The sequence below is a fragment of the Marinomonas fungiae genome (genome assembly GCF_001418205.1).
Classification (GTDB): Bacteria; Pseudomonadota; Gammaproteobacteria; order Pseudomonadales; family Marinomonadaceae; genus Marinomonas; species Marinomonas fungiae.
Genome location: NZ_LIQF01000004.1, coordinates 166,454 through 187,077, shown reverse-complemented (window position 1 = coordinate 187,077; position 20,624 = coordinate 166,454). Strand labels below are relative to the sequence as shown.

The window sequence follows — 20,624 nt, the reverse complement described above, 5'->3', positions numbered from 1 at the left end:
AAACGGTAAATAGAAAGTCTAACCACGTTCTCAACTACTTTATGCTTGTTAGTGTTCCTAACTGAGTGCTATCCCAAATGGGATATGACGGGCTTTATGTAAAGATCAAATATAGATGGCGACTAACATAGGTTTAGTGCTGTTAAGTATTTAATAAAAATCATAAAGCGAACAGGAACTCCCATGACAACAATAAAAACTTTCAAAAAAATCTTTCTCGTTTCTCTTATTCCCTGCGCTCTAGCGTCAGCACCGGGAATCGCAGCCAATGTCGTTGACCCGCTAGTTTCCAAGGTCGGGCCTGAATCCGATGTTCCCGTTGCGGTACAAACATTACGTTGGCATATGTTAGACCGAGACGTTAATTCCCTTACCTTTCGATCTATGGATACGCTTTTTGATACGCGACAAGTTCCTAGGTCTGGCGATGTTTCTAAGTTAGTCACAACGGAGCAGCCGATGGAATTAACTTACACTTATAACGGCGCAACCTATACCGCTGATGACTTCTTGGATCGCACCTATACGAATGCGTTGTTGGTTATGAAAGACGGCAAAATCGTGTACGAGAACTATCTGAACAATATGCAGCCGGATACACGTCATATGGGTTGGTCGATGACCAAGTCGATCACCTCGATTTTAGTCGGCATTGCTCATGAAGAAGGGCGTATTAAGTCTTTGGATCAGCCAATCACCGATTATATACCAGAGCTTTCCGACAGCGGTTACGCAGGTGTCACGATTCGTCAGGTGCTTGAAATGACCTCTGGCGTTGAGTACGAGGAGCGCTATGATTTTGTTAATCCTGGTGTCGCTGCGAAAAACCACATTCTTGCATTGGTTAAAAACGTCGCCCGCTTTGCTGATGCATCCACGTCGCTTAAGCGCAAGTACGAACCAGGCACCGTATTCGAGTATAAAACCATTGATACTGCGGTATTAGGCTGGTTATTAGAACGCGTGCTAGATGGTGCCAATGTTGCCTCGTATGCGGCTCAAAAACTATGGGAGCCACTCGGCGCACAGCAGAATGGCTTCTTTATTATGGATGGAGAGCCGGGGGTAGGACGTGAATTTACTGGCGCAGGTTTCAATGCAACATTGCGTGATTGGGCGCGATTTGGACAAATGGTACTGAATGAAGGTGAATTCAATGGTCACCGAATTGTCAGCGCGGATTACATTAAACAATCCACTCATCCTGTACTGCCGGAAGATGACAAAACGGGTGGCTATGGTTACCAATGGTGGACCATGCCTCATTCAAACGCTTTCTCTGCGATTGGTCTTCAAGGTCAGTTTGTTTACATAGACCCTGATACAGACACCGTCATTGTCAAACTTAGCTACTTCCCTCAAGAAGAGATGTTTGACCTAGAAGAAGAAACCCTTACTTTCTTTGATACCGTCTCAAAGTGGCAGACACACTAAAATACGCCACCTACCTATCCCCATGAGAGCTTCTCAGCATAGGTAATGAAAAGGCTTCTACTCAGAGGCCTTTTATAGTGTATGTCCCTGTTCTACATGACCTAACAGCAAGATGATGGTTTAGGAATCACTTCTCAACGTGCTACCTGAGCGCTTATTTTTCAAAATAAACGCAGACGAACAGTGCATTATACTATGCTCTTATTGATCTTAATGTGTAAGATATTCTTATAGATATATACATATTGATGATATTGGTTTTTTAAAGTTCATAAGGAATAGTCTATTCATACGAAATTCGATCTGTGGGGGTGGTTATGCAATACGAGAAAGACAATCAGTTATTCGCTGATATTTATCGCTGTATCACGAAACCTTCACATTGGGTTTCTGTTCTTGACCAAGTAAAAGCTCGCATGAATGTCGCGAGCGTGGCCGTACAGGTCATTAAAAAACAGTATACCGGAGCGATGGATCTACAATGGGAAGCGCGCGATTCATTTTCTCTTGAGCACTCAGCCTTACATGATAAATGGGTCAATAATTCGGACAATCCAAGATTAATGATAGAGGTTACTAAACCTCTGCAAGTGGTTCGCGACGAAGATGTTTTTAGAGAAGACTGCCCAATTTTTCGACGCTTCTTAAAACGTCTGGCGTTAGCCGGTCTGGGCAAAGCTATTATGCTCGATATCACTTTGCCAAATGATACCTTGCTATCCCTTATTGCCCATCGACATAGCCATGATGATCGTCCTTATGATGTTGAAATAGAACGCTTCTTATACGCTTTAGCACCGCATTTATCCCAAGCGCTAGAAATCTCACAAATCTTCAGCCACAGCATGTATCAGCAACACTTATTAGAAAGTGTGATTGATCATATCTCCATGGGACTACTCTTGATTGACGAAAAAGGCGGCGTTATCTGGGGCAGCCAGATGGCTGAAAAAATGATTCAAAGCAGTTCTGTCATGACGTTGCATAATCAGCAATTACGTTTTTTGAACACCAGTATCCACCTCTCTTTCCGTGACATATTGTCTCGTCTAACTCATCACGCAAGCGGTTTTGAACGTCACATTCTGGTCGTCAGAGATGAAGGCTCAAATGCGTTAGAAATTATGCTAACGCCTTTCCACGATAATGGCTCATTACCTTATGCACTGGTCTACCTCAAAGATACCCAATCCGCAGCCATCATAGATCCGAAAGAAGTACAGATGTTGTTTTCCTTGACACCCGCAGAAGCAAATATTGCCGTGGCTCTGGCGGATGGCTTGACCCTATCTGAGTACGCCGAGCTTAAAGGTATTTCAATCGGTACGACCCGTATTCAGTTGAAAAGTGTGTTTGCTAAAATGGGTATCAATCGTCAGGCCGAACTGGTTCGCAAGCTCTATTCTTCAGTATCAATGCCTATTCAGTAGCCAGTCATTACGAATGCATGAGCAGCCTTATCGAGGGTACCATCAGAGCATAGGCGGGCAAGACTCTAAGCTATTACGCCACTTCAATGTATCCCATTAAGCCCGTCTTTAAGTGCTCAATCACGTGACAGTGATACATCCAACGTCCAGGGTTATCCGCGACAAAGGCAATCCGAGCAATTTCATTCTGTCCTAGTAACACCGTATCAGAATGGAACGGCTCAATGGTCTGTTTATTCGACGCCAATACCGTAAAAGTATGCCCATGTAGGTGAATCGGATGGTGATATTGGGTCAAATTTGCCAGCTCAAAGATATAGCTTTTACCGCGTTTCAGCTTCGCCAAGGGTGCGGGGATGTCGCCTGCAGACATGCCTTCCCATGCTTTACGGTTAATGGTCCAAAAGCGGTAATTGACCTCACCATTTTTCTCAATCGGGTTAATGGAAGCGTCCCATTCAAAGGCAAACTTAATCACTTCAGCATTATCTAAGTCTGGGCTAGGAATCGGGTTGAGCGGCAAGCTTGGTAGCTGCTGGCGTTGTTTGTCTGCGCCCACGGTTTTAAAGGTCACCAGAACGTCATGCTTGTGATAAATCGTAATGGTTTGGCCTGCTTGGTGGGGCGCAATAAAGCCTACATCCAAGCGCATGCCTGGCCCCATCAAATGCTGCTCCAGCGGGCGAGGGCGAGCAATAGGGTTACCGTCTATCGAGACGATGGTGAGCTCAGCGCCTTGGCCACTGATATCATAGGTGACCGTATTATCAATATTGACTAAGCGCGCACGAATGGCACCACCAGTCGGCACGTAATAGGTCGGAGCGGTTTTACCGTTTACTGTCATCAGTCGCCCCGGTGTGCCCATACGAAAAGCATTACGAGGAGTGGTGAGTGCAGTAAAAGAGCCATCATCGCGGATATGCCAATTCTTTAAGCCCATCACAACATCCGCATCAAAGCCCGGATCGACAGCTTCATCGACAATTAAGGCGCCGACTAGGCCTTTACCCAACTGCTCAACACTGTTCATATGCGGGTGATACCAGAAGGTACCAGCATCCGGCGGTGTAAACTCATAATCAAAAGTTTCCCCCGGCATAATGGGGCGTTGACTAAGAAATGGCACACCGTCCATGGCAATCGGAATACGCAAACCGTGCCAATGAATCGTGGTCGGCTCCGTCAGTTTATTGACCACTCGAATTCGTACTGGCTGATGTTGTTTGGCACGGATCACGGGCGCAGGAAAGTGACCATTAAAACACCATGCTGGTGTGTTACCGTGCGGCGCGATACGCACGTCTGCAGGCGCGACAACCAGTTCATAATCAAAGCCATCACTCGGCTTAGCGAGCACAATTTTTGGCAGAGAGCCAAAGGCAAGTAGAGCAGAACTGGTTTTAAGAAACTGACGACGGTCCACAATGGTCTTCCTCTATTAATCACGCCACGATAATTTCATAGGTGTAAATAATTCTCAATAACGGCATTACACCATAAACAGAAGTTTTGATTTACATCGTCAGCGGTTTATCCCGAACACTGCAAAACGACCTATTTTGGTGCAAATCTGGCGTGTTTTGTCCGACTGTTTAATCTCCAACTCGGTAGAATCATACTTTTAGCCAATCAGATAGGAGGGCACATGGACGGCAATATCAAACTCATCTTCAGCGGGATCGCTATCCTCTTAGCTTTGATCGGTTTTGTGCCTTATATCGCGTTGATTCTTCGCGGTCAGGTCAAGCCACACGTATTTTCATGGGTCATCTGGGGCATTACCACCACAGTGATCTTCTTCGCTCAGCTGGAAGCAGAGGGCGGCGTTGGCGCTTGGCCAATTGGCTTATCGGGCTTTATCACCATTTTGATCGCTATTTTGGCCTATCTAAAACGTGGGGATAGCACTATTACCAGATCAGATTGGGGCTTCTTGATGGTCGCGCTAGCATCGCTGCCACTGTGGTATATGACCAATGACCCGCTCTGGACCGTTATTATTCTCACCACCATTGATATGATTGGCTTTGGACCGACCTTTCGTAAAGCGTATAACCGCCCCTTTGAAGACAGTCGTGTGTTTTACATCATTATGATCTTGCGAAGCGTCTGCTCGATCGTCGCACTGGAAGCCTACTCCGTGACGACCGTCTTGTTCCCATTCTGCTTAGCCATCGGCTTCTTGATTATTCTGATTATCTTGCAATATCGCCGTGTGGTGCTCTCCCAGCAAATAGCTTAAATAATTCAGGGGCAGATTTCTGAAAAACCTAACTGGGCTCAAACTGCGTTTTCTTAGGAATCTGATCCCTTTAACGACTGAACTAACTCACATAACCCCTGTAACTGCATCTGTGCACTGTCACGCTCTACTTTAAGATAGAGCGGCCAGCCACAGTTGATTCGTAAGCAATCATTATAATCAGGGTGTGTGCTAAAGCAGCTGCCGCGGCGGATGTCCACACCCGCTTTTCGAGCTTCATCCGCCAATTGATTCGTATCCACACCGGGAATCCTCAGCCACAATACCAAGCCTCCTTGTGGTGCGCTGATCTGCGCAGAGCTTGGTAAATGTTCTGCTAAAAACTGCCGATATAGGTGTACCTGCGACTGCAAAATCGGACGTACCTTATTGATATGGTTACGATAGTCGCCACACAGGATGAATTCAGCAATACACGCTTGGACTAAACTGTTCACGCCCATACTGGTATAGCTGTGGTGTCCATAGAATTTGTCAAAATAGCGCCCAGGTAAACACCAACCCAGCCTCAATCCAGGTGCCAAGACTTTGGAAATCGAGCTACACCAGAGAATATAGCCATCTGTGTCCCAATATTTTGCGGGCAGGGGCTTTTCTTTTTGATGGCTTAACTCAAAGTACACATCATCCTCGATAATCGGCATTTTATACTTAGACGCTAAGGCAGCGATGGCCTGCTTTTGTTGCGTCGGTAACGTAATTCCAAGAGGGTTTACATGGGTGGTACTGAGCAGTGCCGCTGAGACTTTTTGTCCCGCAAAACAAGTCTCCAGTGCGTGTAGATCGATGCCTTCATGGGTAACGGGGATTTCGATAATTTGACGCTTTAGCGTAGTCAGTAAATCCAACAAGCCGCTAAAGCAAGGGGAACACACTGCGATGGCATCTTGCGGCTCGGTTAAGCACTCTAGAGCAATACGTACTGAGTCCAAGCAAGAGTTAGTAATCACCAACTCTTCTGCATTAAACGCGAAATGGTTCTCACGAAAATGCTCAGAAAGTGCCTGACGCAGGCTTTCTAAGCCCTGAGATTCTGGGTAGCTGAACATGCTTTGGCTAGCTCGGCGAGTGACCCGTTTGATGGTCCGAGCTAGGTCGACTTCGGGTAATAATGCCGGCGCGAGGAGGGAAGTGCCAAGCGGTGCAAAGCCGGTTAATCCACTGTTGTAACCTTGTACCGGAGCAAAGCGACTGGGGTCACGGGGCGTTAAAGAATGGCTCGATAATGCTGGAAATTCGGTGATCTGACTACGATTTGCTACAAAATAACCCGCCTGTGGCCGTGCGTATATCCAACCTCGATCAGCCAAGTAATCATAAGCTTTGCCTGCTGTGGTTACACTCACTCCCTGCTGCTGAGCCAGCTGCCGTAGCGCAGGCAAACGAGCTCCAATAGGCAAGCGCTCACAAACAATGTCATCAATAAATCGTTGAGCTAAGGATTCGTATAGGGTCATGGCACTGCCTTGTTCTCCGAAACGCTGCGTTAAAAATTGTACTCTTATTTTTATTAAAAATTGAATCTGCTCTCTTGGCAAGCTTCGCACCATACTAAGTCTTCACTTACGCCAAACTAAGCAAAATAGGAGGGACGGGCGATGACTCGACAAGACAGCTTGCTACTGGTGCTATTGATGGCCTTGTGGGGCTTTAACTTCAGCGTGATCAAATTAGGGGTCAATAACTTCGATCCCTTTTTGCTGACAGCACTACGTTTTACCTTGGCGGTACTGCCGCTAATCTTCTTTGTCAAAAGACCTAATGTGCCTTGGCGCTATCTGATAACTTACGGTATAACCTTTGGCGTCGGTGTCTGGGGCTTGACCACCTTGTCCGTAGGCGCAGGGTTGACCAGCGGATTGGCGTCATTATTGTTGGATATGAGCGTGATTAGCAGCTTGTTAGTAGGTCGTTACTTGCTCAAAGAGCAAGTAACCGTCGGCAAAGTGCTCGGCTCAGTGTTGGCGTTGATTGGTCTGGGTCTGATCATTTGGAACCAAGATGGCACAGTCACACCTTTGGGCCTAGCGCTAGTACTCAGCGCTTCCGTGTTTTGGAGCATCAATGGCTTGATCGTCAAACGCTCGGGAACACGAGCCGTGTTTGCGTTTAATATCTGGGGGATGGCTTTTGCCCCCATTCCCTTGTTTGTCTTAGCCTTGATCGTTAGCGGCCCAAGCTCGGTGATGCAGTCCATTGCCGAGATCAACGGCTCAGTACTGTTCTCTGCCGCTTTCCAAGCGTACCCGACTACGTTATTAGGCTACTGGCTCTGGAATAAGATGATTGTCAAATACTCGGTCTCAGACGTCGCCCCCATGACATTGCTGGTGCCGGTATTTGCCATGATCGGTGGTTATCTATTTTTTGATGAAAGCCTCGATGCGGTGCAGGCGACTGCGGCCGTCGTGATCTTACTGGGGGTCGCGATAAGTGAAATGAAGCTGCTAAGGGTAAAACAAGCAACCGATATTCGTTTGAAGAAAGTGAGTACTCTTTAAATTATTGTGAGAGGCGCCCTAATGAGGGCGCCTGAAACGCTTCAATACTGCCGTTGCTTCACTAGATCGTTATAAAACGTATCTTTTCTGATTCAATAAACTGGACAGAGAACTCGCCTTTTTCAACGCACTTTCTCAGCTCTGGCACATACTTCTTTACATGCTCTGTCTCCAAGTGTTGGTCAAGACAAGCTTGATCAGTCCAGCGCTCGATCGTTATAAAAACGTCTCCGTCTATAAATGATTCATACTGCTCACAACCAGGTTCATTAACTGAAAACTCATGCTGTAAAATCCCCGCTGTTTCTCTTAACCTTTCATGCATGCCTGATTTAATGCTTGCTTTCACTATTGCAGTGATCATCTTGAGTCCTTTTGATTAATTTAATGCTATCTATCGTGGAGAGGCTGCGCCCTTTGCTAAGAAAGCACTTCGCTCCAACAACGGCTGAAGCCTCTTTGAGGCCTACAGGCACTACTTCCCTGCAAGTTTTGTGGCTAGCTGGTGTAAATAGGGGCCGAAGATAAACGAGATAGTGCCCGCAGCTGGCCACGCGTAGATCCATGCATGCATCCAAAAAGAGACGAAATCTGCGTGGGCACCAATGTTCATAAAAGTGATCCATGCAGACATCAGCAAAGACAGAACAAAGGACATAAGCGCGGCGAATATGATTCGATGTTTCATAGAACTTTCTCGGTAGTCTGTGAATGGGGGTTAAATAATGCGTAGAGCATAGCAAACCGCTATATTGGTAAAAATAGCCAGTTCTGATAAACCTTTTTACAGATTTGCAAAATGCTTGATGACTTAAAGATCTTTATCGTTGCCGCCGAAACTAAAAGCCTCACGGCTACAGCAGACAAGCTCGGCATGACCATCGCCACGGTTTCAAGACGCATTGCCAGCCTTGAAAACACCCTTGGGTCCGTATTGCTACATCGCTCCACCAAAGGGCTAACTCTCACGTCTGTTGGCGAATCCTACTATCGCGAATGTGCTGAATTTATCGAAGCGTTAGACCAGCGCATTTCCGATCTCGACCACACGCTCAACAGCTTAGAAGGGGAAGTGAAGCTCCTTGCCCCAACCAACCTTGGTGCCGGGCCACTGGATGAGTTTTGGGCGTATTTTACCGTACAATACCCGCAGATTAGCCTACGAATAGAACTCAGCAACCATTTCGAAAGTTTGCAGGATAAGCAAGCTGATCTAGCCTTGCGCTCTGGCCAATCGTCCAACCTATCCCTGATTCAACGTAAGGTCGGCGAAATACAAGGCATTTTAGTCGCATCACCAGATCTCACGCCATTTCCGGAAACCATCGAACAATTAGAGCAAAGCCCAAGCGTCGCAGGGCAGTTGTTCACCGACTGGCACATCACTCATACTGATAATGGTAAAAAGCACAGTATCCTGAAAACCCATCGTCATACCAGCAATGATATGCGCATCGCCGTTAACCTCGCCAAACACGGCCAAGGTGTCACCTTGCTTCCAGAAAGCTTGGTTTACCACGATATCCAACAAGGCCATTTAAAGCGTGTGCTGCCCGACTGGCACGGCCGTAACCGTGAGATTTATATGGTGTGGGCCTCTCGCCGTAGTTTATCGGTACGAGCCAAGTTGCTGCGGGATGAATTGATTACGTTTTTGCAGCAGCAGGAATGGTTTCATGGGGTGTAGCCTAAAAATTTAATTATAAAATTGCACCTCTTAATGTTCACGACTATAGTTTTGTTCATGAATCATGAACAAAACTATAGTCGTGAATAAAATGGATCATAACTCTAAAGAAAACTTCATCACGAGCGCTATCGCTATGCTACCTGCTCATATCAAAGCTAAGGTAGTTATGGATAGCACTCATAAATCAGAACCATTTTGTGATGCAGAAATAGAGCTGACATTTGGCCCACAAAAAATCCATTTCTATGTAGAAGCTAAGAGAATTCACCGCAAAGAAAGCTTAATACCTCTCTTTGAACATGCCGGTCCAAACACCTTACTGATCTGTAATGGCCTTTCGAAGTTTCTGCTAGAGCAATGCCAGCAAAATAGCCTCAATGTCATTGACTCTTTTGGTAATGTTTCTATTCAAGCTGATCATGTAATGATTTGGGCTCAACAAACTAAAGCGATTGAAGACACGCCTCAGCCAACAAATATAAGCAGAAACTCACTTATGTCAGAAGGAGTCTGTAAGCTTCTATTTACCCTTGCTGCAGCGCCCCACAGCATAAAATCTACCTACCGAGAACTCGCTGATATGGCGAATATTTCTCTTGGTATGGTCAGTAAGGCCTTGAAGCTTTTAGCAGAAGCGAAGGTGGTTAGCATTAAGCCAAAGAGAATCTTGGACAAGGAACGCTTAATACAACTTTGGCTAGATTCTTATCGGATGACGCTACGTAAATCTCTTGGAGGCATTCGCGTTACATATCCCACTTCATGGCAAAACATATCACTGGAACAAGATGATAAATGGGGGGGAGAAGTCGCCGCAGAGCAACTTACAGCTTATTTAAATGCCCATGACTGGCAGCTATTCACACACATTCCCCTTCAGAAGAAGCTCGCTCAACTTAAATGTCGACCAGATGCGGAAGGAAATCTTTGGTTAGTTCCTGCATTTTGGGGTAAGAGCCTCAAATGGAGCGATCGCACACAAGCATTGCTAGCCATCGCCGAACTAGAGGCTAGCTTAGACAGTCGAAACCATGAAACAGCAAGGATGCTACATGAACAATACCTATCAACTAAAGCAACCAATTAACCAAGCTTTTAAGCCAGTTGTTAAAATAATCATAGATTCAACCAGCGTTCTTGGTATTCCCGTTTTTATCGCTGGCGCTACAGCACGAGACTTAGTTCTGCACCATGTCTTTGAACGAAATATTGGTCGTAAGACCTACGATATTGATACAGCAGTACTGATTTCTAGCTGGGATGCATATGACAAACTACGACAACAGCTCATCAAGGAGGGGCTCAAAGAAACAGTGGTTGCTCATAGGTTGCTCCACCAAGAAACAGGCTTGCCTGTTGATATCATTCCGTTTGGAGAGATTACAGGAGCTAATAATCAGATAGAGTGGCCACCAGAGTACGCTATCAGTATGTCCGTCGCAGGCTTTAGAGAGGCTTATGACCACGCTCTCAATATTGAGATAGCGCCTAATTACATCATCAAAGTATCGTCACTTGCGGGACTAGCTTTACTCAAACTCATTGCTTGGGGAGAGCGACGTCATGAAAGTAACAAAGATGCTCAAGATTTCCTGACCATTTTAAAGGAATACTCAAATATCGAGCTAGATCGCCTTTACGAGGAGTATGTGCCTGGAGACTTCTTAGAGTTCAATCCTGATAGACTAGGAGCATTCTTACTAGGCTATGATATCGGTATGCTTTTTGGTGCTCAAAAGTCCTCGGATACACTGGATTCCTTGAAGACCGTTTTAATCACACAGAAAGAGCCATTGCTCGACAGTCTACTCAAAGAATCGAATAGCCACGATTCCAGTAATATTGAACAGTGGCTAAACGACCTTCAGCTTGGGTTAAACAGGAGTGTTAGCAGCTAAGCTGATCAACTAAGTAAACAATCGATTGATACTCAATCCCCGAGTGCTCGGTTAGGCCTATCTCGCAGGTACGGGAGTTGGAATAGCCGACTTCGCAGTCTTGTACGGCGCTTTTCAGGGTTTTCAGGGCACTTTGATTTAACTCTGGTGTGCTGAATCCTTTGTCCCCGGCAAAGCCACAGCAGGTGATGTCTGGTGGGATGACCACTTCGTCAGCAAGCTGCTCAGCTAAGTTCACAAAGGTGTTTCCCAAGCCCATTCGCGTGGTGCTGCAGGTAATGTGCAGCGCCATTTTCGGAATCTTCTGCTCGATCTTAAGATTCGCCATGGCGAACTCGGATAGGAACTGCACTTGCTCGTATAGCTTCAAAGCAGGGTCCAAGGATTCTTTCATCCGCAACAAGCACGGACTGGTGTCGCACACCACTGGCAAAGCACCTTGTTGGCTTGCCTTCATTAGTAACGTGTTGAGATCATTGGCTTTTTGCTCTGCTGCGGCAAATTGCCCTTTGGATTGGAAGGCCATGCCACAGCATTGGCTGTCGATGCCATCAGGTACAATCACGTTATAGCCCGCTTTTTCCAGTACAGATAACATCACTTCCATCACTGGGCGCTTGTCATTGGCATTTGGGCCAGCTCCCATAACGCGGGTAGCACAGCTTGGCACATAAACCACTGTTGGACGGCCTTCTTGAGTAATCGCGATGCGCTGCTTCGGAACGGAAGCGGCGCTTGGCATTTGCGCATGCCATTTTGGCACCATGCCACCTGTTAGGCTATTCGCCACGCCCGTCACAGCTTTCATACCCGCATTACCGAGGATATTGCGCATGCCACCCGCTACAGCAAGACCGGCACGGGCAGTCTGTGTCACACCTTCAAAATGATCCGCGATCCAGTAACCCACCTTGGTATCGTCATAGCGATCATGGCGCAATTCGCGGGTCAGATCGCCCGTGTTAATACCGACAGGGCATTGCATCGAACAAAGGCCACAGGCCGCACAGGTGTCAACACCTTCGTACTCGTATTCATGGCGCAGTTCGGCTAAACGCTTTGGTGATTCACCAGAGCGCTCTAGGCGCTGAATTTCACGCCATAGCACGATTCGTTGGCGTGGCGTTAAAGTCAGTGCTCGGGAAGGACATACAGACTCACAGAAGCCACATTCGATACAGGTATCCACCTTGTCGTTGGCTTGCGGCAGAGGCTTCAGATTCTGTACGTGAATGTTGGCGTTGTGGCTCAAGATCACATCAGGGTTGAGTAAGCCTTTGGGATCAAAGGCTTTTTTCAACTGCCACATGATGTCATAGGCTTGTTGACCCCATTCAAGCAATACATAAGGGGCCATATTTCGGCCAGTGCCGTGCTCAGCTTTTAGGGAACCGTTATATTTCACAGCGACAAGCTGTGCGACTTCATCCATTAGGGCTTCGTAGCGTTTTACTTCTGCAGGATCATCAAAGCCTTGGGTAAAGACAAAGTGCAGATTGCCTTCTAGGGCATGGCCAAACAGGATGGCTTCGCTGTAGCCGTATTTTTGGAACACGCCTTGCAGCTCTAACACGCCCTCGGCCAATTGTTCCACGGGAAACGCTACGTCTTCGATGATCACAGTAGTACCGACTTTACGTACTGCACCAACCGCTGGGAACATGCCTTTACGGATCTTCCAGTAGGTCTCGTATAGGCCTTTTTCTTGAGTAAATTCAATCTCGTACAGCGCATTCATACCCTGTAGAGACAGCGTCACCTCAGCCACTTTCTGCTCAAGTTCTGCAGCCGTCGTACCACGCACATCCACCAATAAGCCGGCAACGTCATCACCCAAGTCTTTCAGGATATCCGGCATCCCCGGCTTACCTTCTACAGTCCGTAGACCCGCACGGTCGATCAGCTCCACCGCTGAAACAGGGGTGCTTTTTAACACTGTCACAGCACGACAAGTGGTTTCCATATCAGGGAAGTAGATCAAAGCAGCGGCTTTGATCGGGTGTTCTTCCACCGTGTGATAAGTCACTTCGCTGATAAAGCCCAATGTCCCTTCAGAGCCGATCATAAGGTGCATCAGAATGTCGAATGGGTCGTCAAAATCCACCAAACTGTTAATACTGTACCCAGTGGTGTTTTTTAGCCTATATTTGTGTCTAATTTTATCCGCTAAATCGCTATTATTTTTGACATCAATCGCCAGTGTTTCCAATTCAGATAGCAAATCTGCATGGCTTTTTTGGAATGCTGCACGACTGTTCTCATCTGCCGTATCAAGCAAAGTACCGTCTTCAAAGATAATGCGCATGCTTTTGACAGTGTGGTAGCTGTTTTGCGCCGTACCACAGCACATGCCACTGGCATTATTCGCCGCAATACCGCCGATCATACAGGCATTAATCGACGCGGGATCAGGGCCGATCTTACGTTGATAGGGTGCTAACAGCTGGTTAGCACGTGCACCAATAATGCCAGGCTGTAGTGAAACCGCATGACCATGGTCATGAATACGGTAGCCTTTCCATTGATCTGAGAGCTGGATCAGTACGGAATCCGTGACCGCTTGTCCCGACAAACTGGTACCCCCAGCGCGGAAGGTCACCGGAATATCAAGCGCTCGAGTACACCCCAGTACAAAACGAACTTCGTCTTCGTTATGTACACGCACCACAAGTTGCGGCACCAAACGGTAGAAGCTAGCGTCAGTACCATAAGCAAGCGTACGCAGTGGGTCATGAATTAAACGCTCTTCATCAATGCGTTGTGCGAGCTGGGTGTATAGAGCTTGATATTGCGATTTCATAAGGGCATCCGTCTCAGGATAAGATTTCAATCTCTTATCGAATAAAGTGGTAATACCAATTTACCTTTGCTATGTTTCAAGACAATAAAAACCTTTCGTCAGAAAGTCAAACATTCAATTTATAAGAATTTAGTGACATTTTTCTCGAATTTATGAGTGGTTTTACCAATTTTTAACTTAATCACAAATTCAGACCAATCTGTTAATAACTACAAAATTGGTAAGACCAAAGATATTTTTTCCTTTAAAGACAAAGCTTTCACAGGAACAAAACTATGAATAATCGTCCTTTTCAGCGTGCCAAACAGACCAAGGTGTCTGACCTTATTATGCAAGAGCTAGAAAGTATGATTCTGGACGGTACTTTTAAAGCAGGGCAAAAATTACCGCCCGAGCGCGAACTCGCCGAACGTTTTGAGGTGTCGCGCCCGTCTTTGCGTGAAGCGCTGCAAAAGCTGGCCGCGCGAGGAGTGGTATATTCAAAACATGGTGGCGGCACCTATGTGTCGGAGCAGATTGGCTCATCCTTTACCGATCCATTATTAGAGTTGCTCAGCGCCCACGATGAATTCTTGTACGATCAGCTAGAGTTTCGTGATGCGTTAGAGGGGTTATCGGCCTATTACGCGGCTTTGCGCGCCACTGAAGCGGATAAAGCCATGCTCACCAAGCGTTATGACGCCTTAGTGGAAGCCAATCTAAAAGAAGATGCGAGCCAAGAATCCAAGCTAGATACCGAGTTCCACATGGCCATCGCCGAATGTGCCCACAATGTGGTATTGCTGCATACATTACGTGGCCTATGCTCTACCTTAGAGAAAAGTATTTCGGCCAACCTGACCAACTTGTTTGATAAGCCAGATGCCCGCCAGCACATTATGGCTCACCATAAAACCTTGTATGAAGCGATTATGGCGGGCAAAGCCGATGAAGCCCGTGCCGCCGTGCATACCCATCTAGTGTTTGTCGAAGATAATCTGCTCAAGATACGCCATGAAGAGTCACGTATTCAGCGTTCTTTGCGACGCAGTGAGAACACTATGAACTGAACCAAACACCTTGTTGTAAATTACGGCGGTAACACCACCAAAGGGTGACCGCCCGCGCGATAAAGAACAGTGCCATACTCAGCCAAAGGCCGTGGTTACCAAGGCTTTGAGTAATAAACCAGAGTGGAAAAAAGACACCTAAGACACTGATAATCATGGTGTTTTGCATCTGTTTCACACTGGTTGTGCCGATAAAAATACCATCGAGCATATAGGACCAAATACCCAACAGAGGGAAAGCAATCAACCATGGTAGGTACAGTTTTGCCTCGGCGCGCACCGACTCGACACTGGTCAGTAGATCAATGATCATGCCGCCAAAGACAGTGAAGATCACCATTAAAATCACGGCAGCAACCACCGCCCAGTAGGTCGATAAACGAATCACTGTTTGGAACAGTTTGCGATTTTTACGCCCTATAGACTCACCGCATAGAGCTTCCACTGAGAATGCGAAGCCATCTAGGGCGTTAGAGATGATCATCAGAAAAGTCATTAACACCGCGTTAGCCGCCAAAATTGCATCCCCTTGTCGAGCGCCTTGGGCGGTAAAAAAGGTCATAACGGTTAACAGAAGAATGGTGCGCACGAACAAATAGCGATTCACCTGTACTAACTCGATGTAAGTGCGCCACTTAGACAGGTCAATCAACGGCACATGACCTTCAAAACGTTGTAACTGCTTAGAAGCCAGTAACAACGCAAACGCCACCCCCAGATACTGGGAAGCAACCGTCGCCCATGCGACACCGACACTGGCCATATTCCACTGGTATACTGCAACGTAGTCGAGCACCATGTTGGCTAGGTTAATCACCAACAGCATCCAAAGCGGCCCTTTGGAATACTGTACGCCAAAGAACCAGCCCATCAGGGCATAGCCTGCCAGCACCGCAGGGGCACTGTAGATGCGCGCCTCGCAATAAGCCCTTGCCCACGGCTCTAGCTCGGCACTGGGTGCCATAAAGTAAATCGCTAACTCGATAATTGGGGTTTGAAACAGGATCAATAACAGACCAATGCCAACACCCATCGCGAGAGATTGCAGTAGTAGGGCACGTATTTGACGACCATCGTCTCGACCCAACGCCTGTGCAGTTAAACCCGTTGAGCCCATTCGCAAAAAACCAAATGCCCAAAACAAGAAACTAAAGATGCTCGCGCCAATCGCCACCGCCCCCAAATGTATCGCGGTACCTAAATGGCCTACGACAGCAGTGTCGACCAAGCCTAATAATGGCGTGGTGATGTTGGACACCATTGGTGGCCACGCCATGCGCCAAATTTTTTGGTTTAACTCGCCATCTTTTTGAAAGCGCTTTACAAGCTGTTGAAAACTCAAGCCAAGCCTCGAAAATCCATGATCTGTGGATATCCATTTTATGTGGATAACTGGTCTAACTATGCACACGACTAAACAAAACTTTGCCTGTGGACATAACAAGGCTTTATACACAAAAAGGGCTATTTTAGACAGTTTTCAACTGCTCGAAAGGCAAATTTTCACTGTTTATATCCACAACTCACGTTAAAAATTTGCTTATCCACAAAAACGTGATGCCTCTCTGCCTTTTCCTCAAAGCGTATTGACATCTGGATAACTGGGCGTTTTTTCCACAATTTGCTTTAAACTGGATGGGATTTTGCTAAAATCGGCGACGAAAATTTTGGGGAATTGTGATGAAAAAAACATTAAAACCTATTTTAGAAGGCCTAGCAGTCGGCTGTGTCTTCGTTAGTATCACCATGTTGTTTGAGATTCCGATGTATATGAGTTTGATCATCGGTGCTTTGGCGGCATTAGGTGGCTACCGCAACTCGGTAAAAATGGATAAAGCGAAGGCAGAAAAGGCCGCTGCGGCAGAGAAGAAAAATGACTGAGACAACCTCTAATCCAACTTATGGTGATGGAGATGCAACGTTACAGGCCGTTGGCGGTATGGAAGGTCTCACCAAACTGGTTCATAACTTTTACCGCATCATGGCCGAAGTGCCAGCTTACCGTCCGCTATTCGATATGCACCCGCAGCCAATAGATACGTCGATCGACAAACTGATTCTGTTCTTACACGGTTGGTTAGGTGGCGAGCGTCTGTACGCTCAGAAATACGGCCAAATCGCCCTACCGCGTGCCCACGCGCACCTAAAAGTGAACGATAAAGAGCGGCTAATGTGGCTCAACTGCATGTCAGACGCGATCAGTGATCTAGGCTATCCTGAAGATCTACGTGAATACCTTGTGGCTGCATTTAGTGTTCCAGCAGGGCGTATACAACAGGTCAGCCAAGCAACGCACGCTCAAGAGTCTTAATGGCTCTGTGGAGCCATACAGTCGGTTTTAACTGCGCTGCTTAGTCACTTCTATCCCTAAACGTTTAGCTAAACGAACCAAGTTTGCACGGTCCATTCCTAATGATCGTGCCGCTTGCGCCCAGTTTAATTGGGCCTGATCTAGGGCTTGCTCAATCGCACGTCGTTGAAAATCCTCTGTTGCCAGTTTTAAGTCTTGGATTTCAGCTGTATCTAAATGCACTGGAGATGGAAGCACTCGTTCAGGCGTTTCTTGTGAGCTAAAAGCATCCACCAGCCCCGTTAAATGCATCGGTTCAATCCTCGTAATCCCCTGATTTGTATTACTTTTAGCCAACAAGGTCGCCCGTGATAAGACATGTTCAAGCTCGCGTACATTACCCGGCCACGAGTAGGCTTTGAGCCAATCACTGGCTTGCGGAGATAACGTCACTTGCTGCAAACCAAACTTACGACGCAGCTGTTCGGCAAAGAACCCCGCTAACAACAGCACATCGCCATTTCGTTCTCGCAGTGGCGGCACGGCGATTGGGAACACGCTTAGACGATGATACAAATCGGCGCGAAAACGTTTTTCCGCCACTTCCTGTTTCAAATCTCGATTGGTCGCAGCAATGATGCGTACATCGACGTATTCGATCTTATCTTTGCCGACCGCTTGGATTTCTTGGTTCTGTATCGCGCGTAACAAGCTGCCTTGCGCTTCGAGCGGCAGCTCGCCAATTTCATCAAGGAATAATGTACCACCGTGGGCGAGGGTGAATTTACCAACCCGATCACGGTCAGCACCGGTAAACGCACCTTTGACATGTCCAAACAGCTCGCTTTCGATTAGATTTTCAGGGATCGCCGCGCAGTTTACATACACCATTGGCGCTTGAGCACGCTTCGATGAACGATGCAGCGTGCGCGCGACTAATTCTTTACCTACCCCCGTTTCGCCTTCAATCAGTACCGCCAAATCCGCTGGTGCCACCAGCTCGAGGTGTTGCTTTAAAGTCTGCATCGCTTGGCTTTGTCCTACCATTTCCGTGGCTTCTTTATTGAGCGCCTCTTCACTCAACTCGACCAATAGCTCCTGCGCGTGTTTCGATTTCTGCTCCAAGCGCGCCAGCAGCATGGCCGTGTTTAAACTCATGGCCGCCATGGTGCCAACAATATCCAAAGCGCGAGAATCCAAGCTATCGAACACCCCTGGCGTCATACTATCGAGGGTCACCACGCCAAGCATGTTACCTTGCACGTAAAGCGGAATGCCCATGCAGGCGTGTACAGGCAAGCCATCATCAAAGCCCGACACCATGCCATCGTAAGGGTCCGGCAGAGTGCAACCTGTGGGAAAGCGCACGGGGTGATAGGCACCACAAATTTCGGTAAAGCGCGGATGTTCATCGATGTTAAAACGACGCCCCATCACATCGTCCATCAAGCCTTGCTGTGCCAACGGCAGTAGTTGTTCTCCTTTACGCTCTAACAGGACCACGGCATCGCAGGCCACCGTTGCGCGAATTGCGCGGATCAAACGTTCAAAGCGATCCTCGAGGGTCACTGCACTGGCAAGATCAAGGGCAAAACGCAGTAAGGTATCACTAGAAATCATCGGCTCAGCTCTTAGAATGTGATAGATAGGTCATATTGACTCAAAGAGATCATAATGACATCTTATAAAACAAGTCATATTGACTTGAATTAGTTTAAAAAATATCTAACACACTGATTTTTAAAGATTTTAAAAGTTGGCATTGAATTCGCTATAAGCAGAGTAACTGGCTCTCTTCATCGGGCTGATTAAACAACCAAATTTATAGCGGAGACCTCCTATGCTATCGCAAACTCATATCGATACCGTAAAAGCGACGATTCCTGTACTAGCCTCTGCTGGCACGGCCATTACTGAACACTTTTACAATCGTATGTTTACTCATAACCCTGAGCTAAAAGACGTGTTCAACATGTCACACCAAGCGACAGGTCGTCAGCCAGCTGCGCTGTTCAATGCCATCGCGGCCTATGCAACCCATATTGATAACCTAGAAGTCCTGACTGGTGCAGTCATGCGTATTGCCCACAAACATACCAGCTTCAACATTCAAGCAAACCAATACGCGATCGTTGGCCACCATCTAATCGAGACGCTACGCGAGCTATTAGGCGACGCCTTCACACCTGAGATCGAAGCAGCATGGAGCGCCGCTTACCAGCAACTCGCCGATATCTTTATTCAAGTCGAAGGCGACCTATACAAAGCCAATGCGGCGAAGAATGGCGGCTGGGAAGGCTTCCGAAAATTCCGCGTGGCGAAAAAACAAGCTGAATCCGAATTGGTCACTAGCTTCACATTTGTACCCACTGATGGTGGTAATGTCGTTGATTACCTACCAGGCCAATACCTAGGCATCAAAGTACACCCAACGGATCACGAATACGATGAAATCCGCCAATACAGTCTTTCCACTGCGGCGAACGGCCAGAGCTACCGTATCAGTGTTAAACGTGAACTGAACGATGTGAAAAACGGCGTGGTTTCTAACTATCTACACGATGGCATCGAAGAGGGTGACGAAGTCGAGTTGATGCCACCAGCAGGTGACTTCCACTACCAAGAGCGTCAACGTCCAGTGGTTTTAATCTCCGCGGGCGTAGGCTTAACTCCGATGAACGCCATGCTAGATACGTTAGCCGCACAAGGTAGCCAAAACCCAATTTTCTACCTACACGCTTGCCGCAACGCACAGCAACACTCGTTTGCAGAACATGTTGAAGGTCTAGCTCAAACACTCAACCTGACTCACTACACTTGGTTAGAAAACGGCGCACCAGAGAACGCGGAGCGCGTCTTGGCTGGCCAAATGCAGCTAGGACAGGTCTCTGAAATACTGCCGCTGGCGGATGGTGATTTCTACTTATGTGGCCCAGTGGGCTTTATGATGTTTATCAAAGAGCAGCTACTAAGCCTTGGGGTCAGCGATGATCGTATCCATTACGAAGTATTTGGCCCGCATCAGAGTTTTTAAGCTCCTCGGTAAAGAGACAAAATCCAGCCTTCGAGACGGCTCAGACGGCACATCCATGTGCCGATTGAGCCTACGCCGTCATCCTGACGGCTGGTCTTAAGGCTTAGGATTCTGTCTTCACCCGAAACTTATCAAGAAAGTCACACCAGAGCTTTAAATCTAGCTTTACCTCATTAAGACATGCAATCCTATGAAGAGCTGTTAGCAGAATCCCATGCGTTTAATTGGCGCT

General features: G+C 47.2%; 18 protein-coding genes. 11 read left to right on the top strand and 7 right to left on the bottom strand.

From position 1 onward, the window contains the following. The first annotated feature begins 183 nt into the window (after window positions 1-183). A complete protein-coding gene (locus ASC49_RS07850) occupies window positions 184-1,434 on the top strand; it encodes a serine hydrolase domain-containing protein (RefSeq protein WP_072242070.1) in 1,251 nt (416 codons plus the stop codon). A gap of 317 nt (window positions 1,435-1,751) precedes the next feature. Then, window positions 1,752-2,864: a helix-turn-helix transcriptional regulator gene (locus ASC49_RS07845; RefSeq protein ID WP_055462689.1), complete on the top strand. Its 1,113-nt coding sequence runs from the start codon at window positions 1,752-1,754 to the stop codon at window positions 2,862-2,864. Window positions 2,865-2,937: 73 nt separating this feature from the next. Here the strand turns inward: ASC49_RS07845 and ASC49_RS07840 are convergent, their stop codons facing one another. Next, the gene (locus tag ASC49_RS07840; RefSeq protein ID WP_211262031.1) at window positions 2,938-4,290 is read right to left on the bottom strand and encodes a multicopper oxidase family protein; all 1,353 of its coding nucleotides are present in this window, start codon (window positions 4,288-4,290) and stop codon (window positions 2,938-2,940) included. A 222-nt stretch (window positions 4,291-4,512) separates the two neighbouring features. Between ASC49_RS07840 and ASC49_RS07835 the strand changes: the two genes are divergently transcribed. After that, entirely contained in the window at window positions 4,513-5,109 is a 597-nt protein-coding gene (locus tag ASC49_RS07835; RefSeq protein WP_055462687.1) for a hypothetical protein, read from the top strand. A gap of 53 nt (window positions 5,110-5,162) precedes the next feature. Here ASC49_RS07835 and ASC49_RS07830 read toward each other — a convergent pair whose 3' ends face one another. After that, entirely contained in the window at window positions 5,163-6,680 is a 1,518-nt protein-coding gene (locus tag ASC49_RS07830) for an aminotransferase-like domain-containing protein (RefSeq protein ID WP_245624663.1), read from the bottom strand. Window positions 6,681-6,728: 48 nt separating this feature from the next. On the opposite strand from ASC49_RS07830, the gene ASC49_RS07825 reads away from it, so the two are divergent. Then, window positions 6,729-7,631, top strand: a complete 903-nt coding sequence (locus ASC49_RS07825) for an EamA family transporter (RefSeq protein WP_055462686.1) — start codon at window positions 6,729-6,731, stop codon at window positions 7,629-7,631. A 61-nt stretch (window positions 7,632-7,692) separates the two neighbouring features. On the opposite strand, the gene ASC49_RS07820 is transcribed toward ASC49_RS07825, so the two are convergent. Both ASC49_RS07820 and ASC49_RS07815 read right to left on the bottom strand, forming a co-directional pair. Further along, window positions 7,693-7,995: a putative quinol monooxygenase gene (locus ASC49_RS07820; RefSeq protein WP_055462685.1), complete on the bottom strand. Its 303-nt coding sequence runs from the start codon at window positions 7,993-7,995 to the stop codon at window positions 7,693-7,695. A gap of 111 nt (window positions 7,996-8,106) precedes the next feature. After that, complete coding sequence (locus ASC49_RS07815) at window positions 8,107-8,319, bottom strand: DUF2798 domain-containing protein (protein ID WP_055462684.1); 213 nt, start codon at window positions 8,317-8,319, stop codon at window positions 8,107-8,109. 111 nt (window positions 8,320-8,430) lie between these two features. Here ASC49_RS07815 and ASC49_RS07810 point away from each other — a divergent pair, with 111 nt between their 5' ends. The 3 genes from ASC49_RS07810 to ASC49_RS07800 all read left to right on the top strand — a co-directional run bounded on the left by ASC49_RS07810 (window position 8,431) and on the right by ASC49_RS07800 (window position 11,219). Then, window positions 8,431-9,318 (top strand): LysR family transcriptional regulator, encoded by an 888-nt coding sequence (locus tag ASC49_RS07810; RefSeq protein WP_055462683.1) that lies wholly within the window; start codon window positions 8,431-8,433, stop codon window positions 9,316-9,318. Between the two features lie 91 nt (window positions 9,319-9,409). Next, window positions 9,410-10,408 carry a type IV toxin-antitoxin system AbiEi family antitoxin gene (locus ASC49_RS07805; RefSeq protein ID WP_072242078.1) on the top strand — a complete coding sequence of 333 codons (999 nt, stop codon included), beginning with the start codon at window positions 9,410-9,412 and terminating at the stop codon, window positions 10,406-10,408. Continuing rightward, window positions 10,374-11,219 (top strand): hypothetical protein, encoded by an 846-nt coding sequence (locus ASC49_RS07800; protein WP_055462681.1) that lies wholly within the window; start codon window positions 10,374-10,376, stop codon window positions 11,217-11,219. Before ASC49_RS07805 ends, ASC49_RS07800 begins: the two co-directional genes overlap by 35 nt. On the opposite strand, the gene ASC49_RS07795 is transcribed toward ASC49_RS07800, so the two are convergent. Then, the gene (locus ASC49_RS07795; RefSeq protein ID WP_055462680.1) at window positions 11,209-14,019 is read right to left on the bottom strand and encodes an FAD-binding and (Fe-S)-binding domain-containing protein; all 2,811 of its coding nucleotides are present in this window, start codon (window positions 14,017-14,019) and stop codon (window positions 11,209-11,211) included. The genes ASC49_RS07800 and ASC49_RS07795 overlap by 11 nt on opposite strands. 275 nt (window positions 14,020-14,294) lie before the next feature. Here ASC49_RS07795 and ASC49_RS07790 point away from each other — a divergent pair, with 275 nt between their 5' ends. Next, the gene (locus ASC49_RS07790; RefSeq protein WP_055462679.1) at window positions 14,295-15,068 is read left to right on the top strand and encodes a GntR family transcriptional regulator; all 774 of its coding nucleotides are present in this window, start codon (window positions 14,295-14,297) and stop codon (window positions 15,066-15,068) included. Here the strand turns inward: ASC49_RS07790 and ASC49_RS07785 are convergent. Then, entirely contained in the window at window positions 15,058-16,344 is a 1,287-nt protein-coding gene (locus ASC49_RS07785; RefSeq protein ID WP_055462860.1) for an MATE family efflux transporter, read from the bottom strand. The two genes, ASC49_RS07790 and ASC49_RS07785, sit on opposite strands and share 11 nt — an antisense overlap. Window positions 16,345-16,748: 404 nt before the next feature. Between ASC49_RS07785 and ASC49_RS07780 the strand changes: the two genes are divergently transcribed. Both ASC49_RS07780 and ASC49_RS07775 read left to right on the top strand, forming a co-directional pair. Next, window positions 16,749-16,949, top strand: coding sequence for a hypothetical protein (locus ASC49_RS07780; RefSeq protein ID WP_055462678.1), 201 nt, complete (start codon window positions 16,749-16,751; stop codon window positions 16,947-16,949). Further along, complete coding sequence (locus ASC49_RS07775; RefSeq protein WP_055462677.1) at window positions 16,942-17,379, top strand: group II truncated hemoglobin; 438 nt, start codon at window positions 16,942-16,944, stop codon at window positions 17,377-17,379. The genes ASC49_RS07780 and ASC49_RS07775 overlap by 8 nt, the downstream gene beginning before the upstream one ends. A gap of 27 nt (window positions 17,380-17,406) precedes the next feature. On the opposite strand, the gene norR is transcribed toward ASC49_RS07775, so the two are convergent. Further along, window positions 17,407-18,978 (bottom strand): nitric oxide reductase transcriptional regulator NorR, encoded by a 1,572-nt coding sequence (norR, locus tag ASC49_RS07770; protein WP_055462676.1) that lies wholly within the window; start codon window positions 18,976-18,978, stop codon window positions 17,407-17,409. Window positions 18,979-19,198: 220 nt separating this feature from the next. On the opposite strand from norR, the gene hmpA reads away from it, so the two are divergent. Beyond that, window positions 19,199-20,392, top strand: a complete 1,194-nt coding sequence (gene hmpA, locus ASC49_RS07765) for an NO-inducible flavohemoprotein (RefSeq protein WP_055462675.1) — start codon at window positions 19,199-19,201, stop codon at window positions 20,390-20,392. Window positions 20,393-20,624 lie beyond the last annotated feature (232 nt).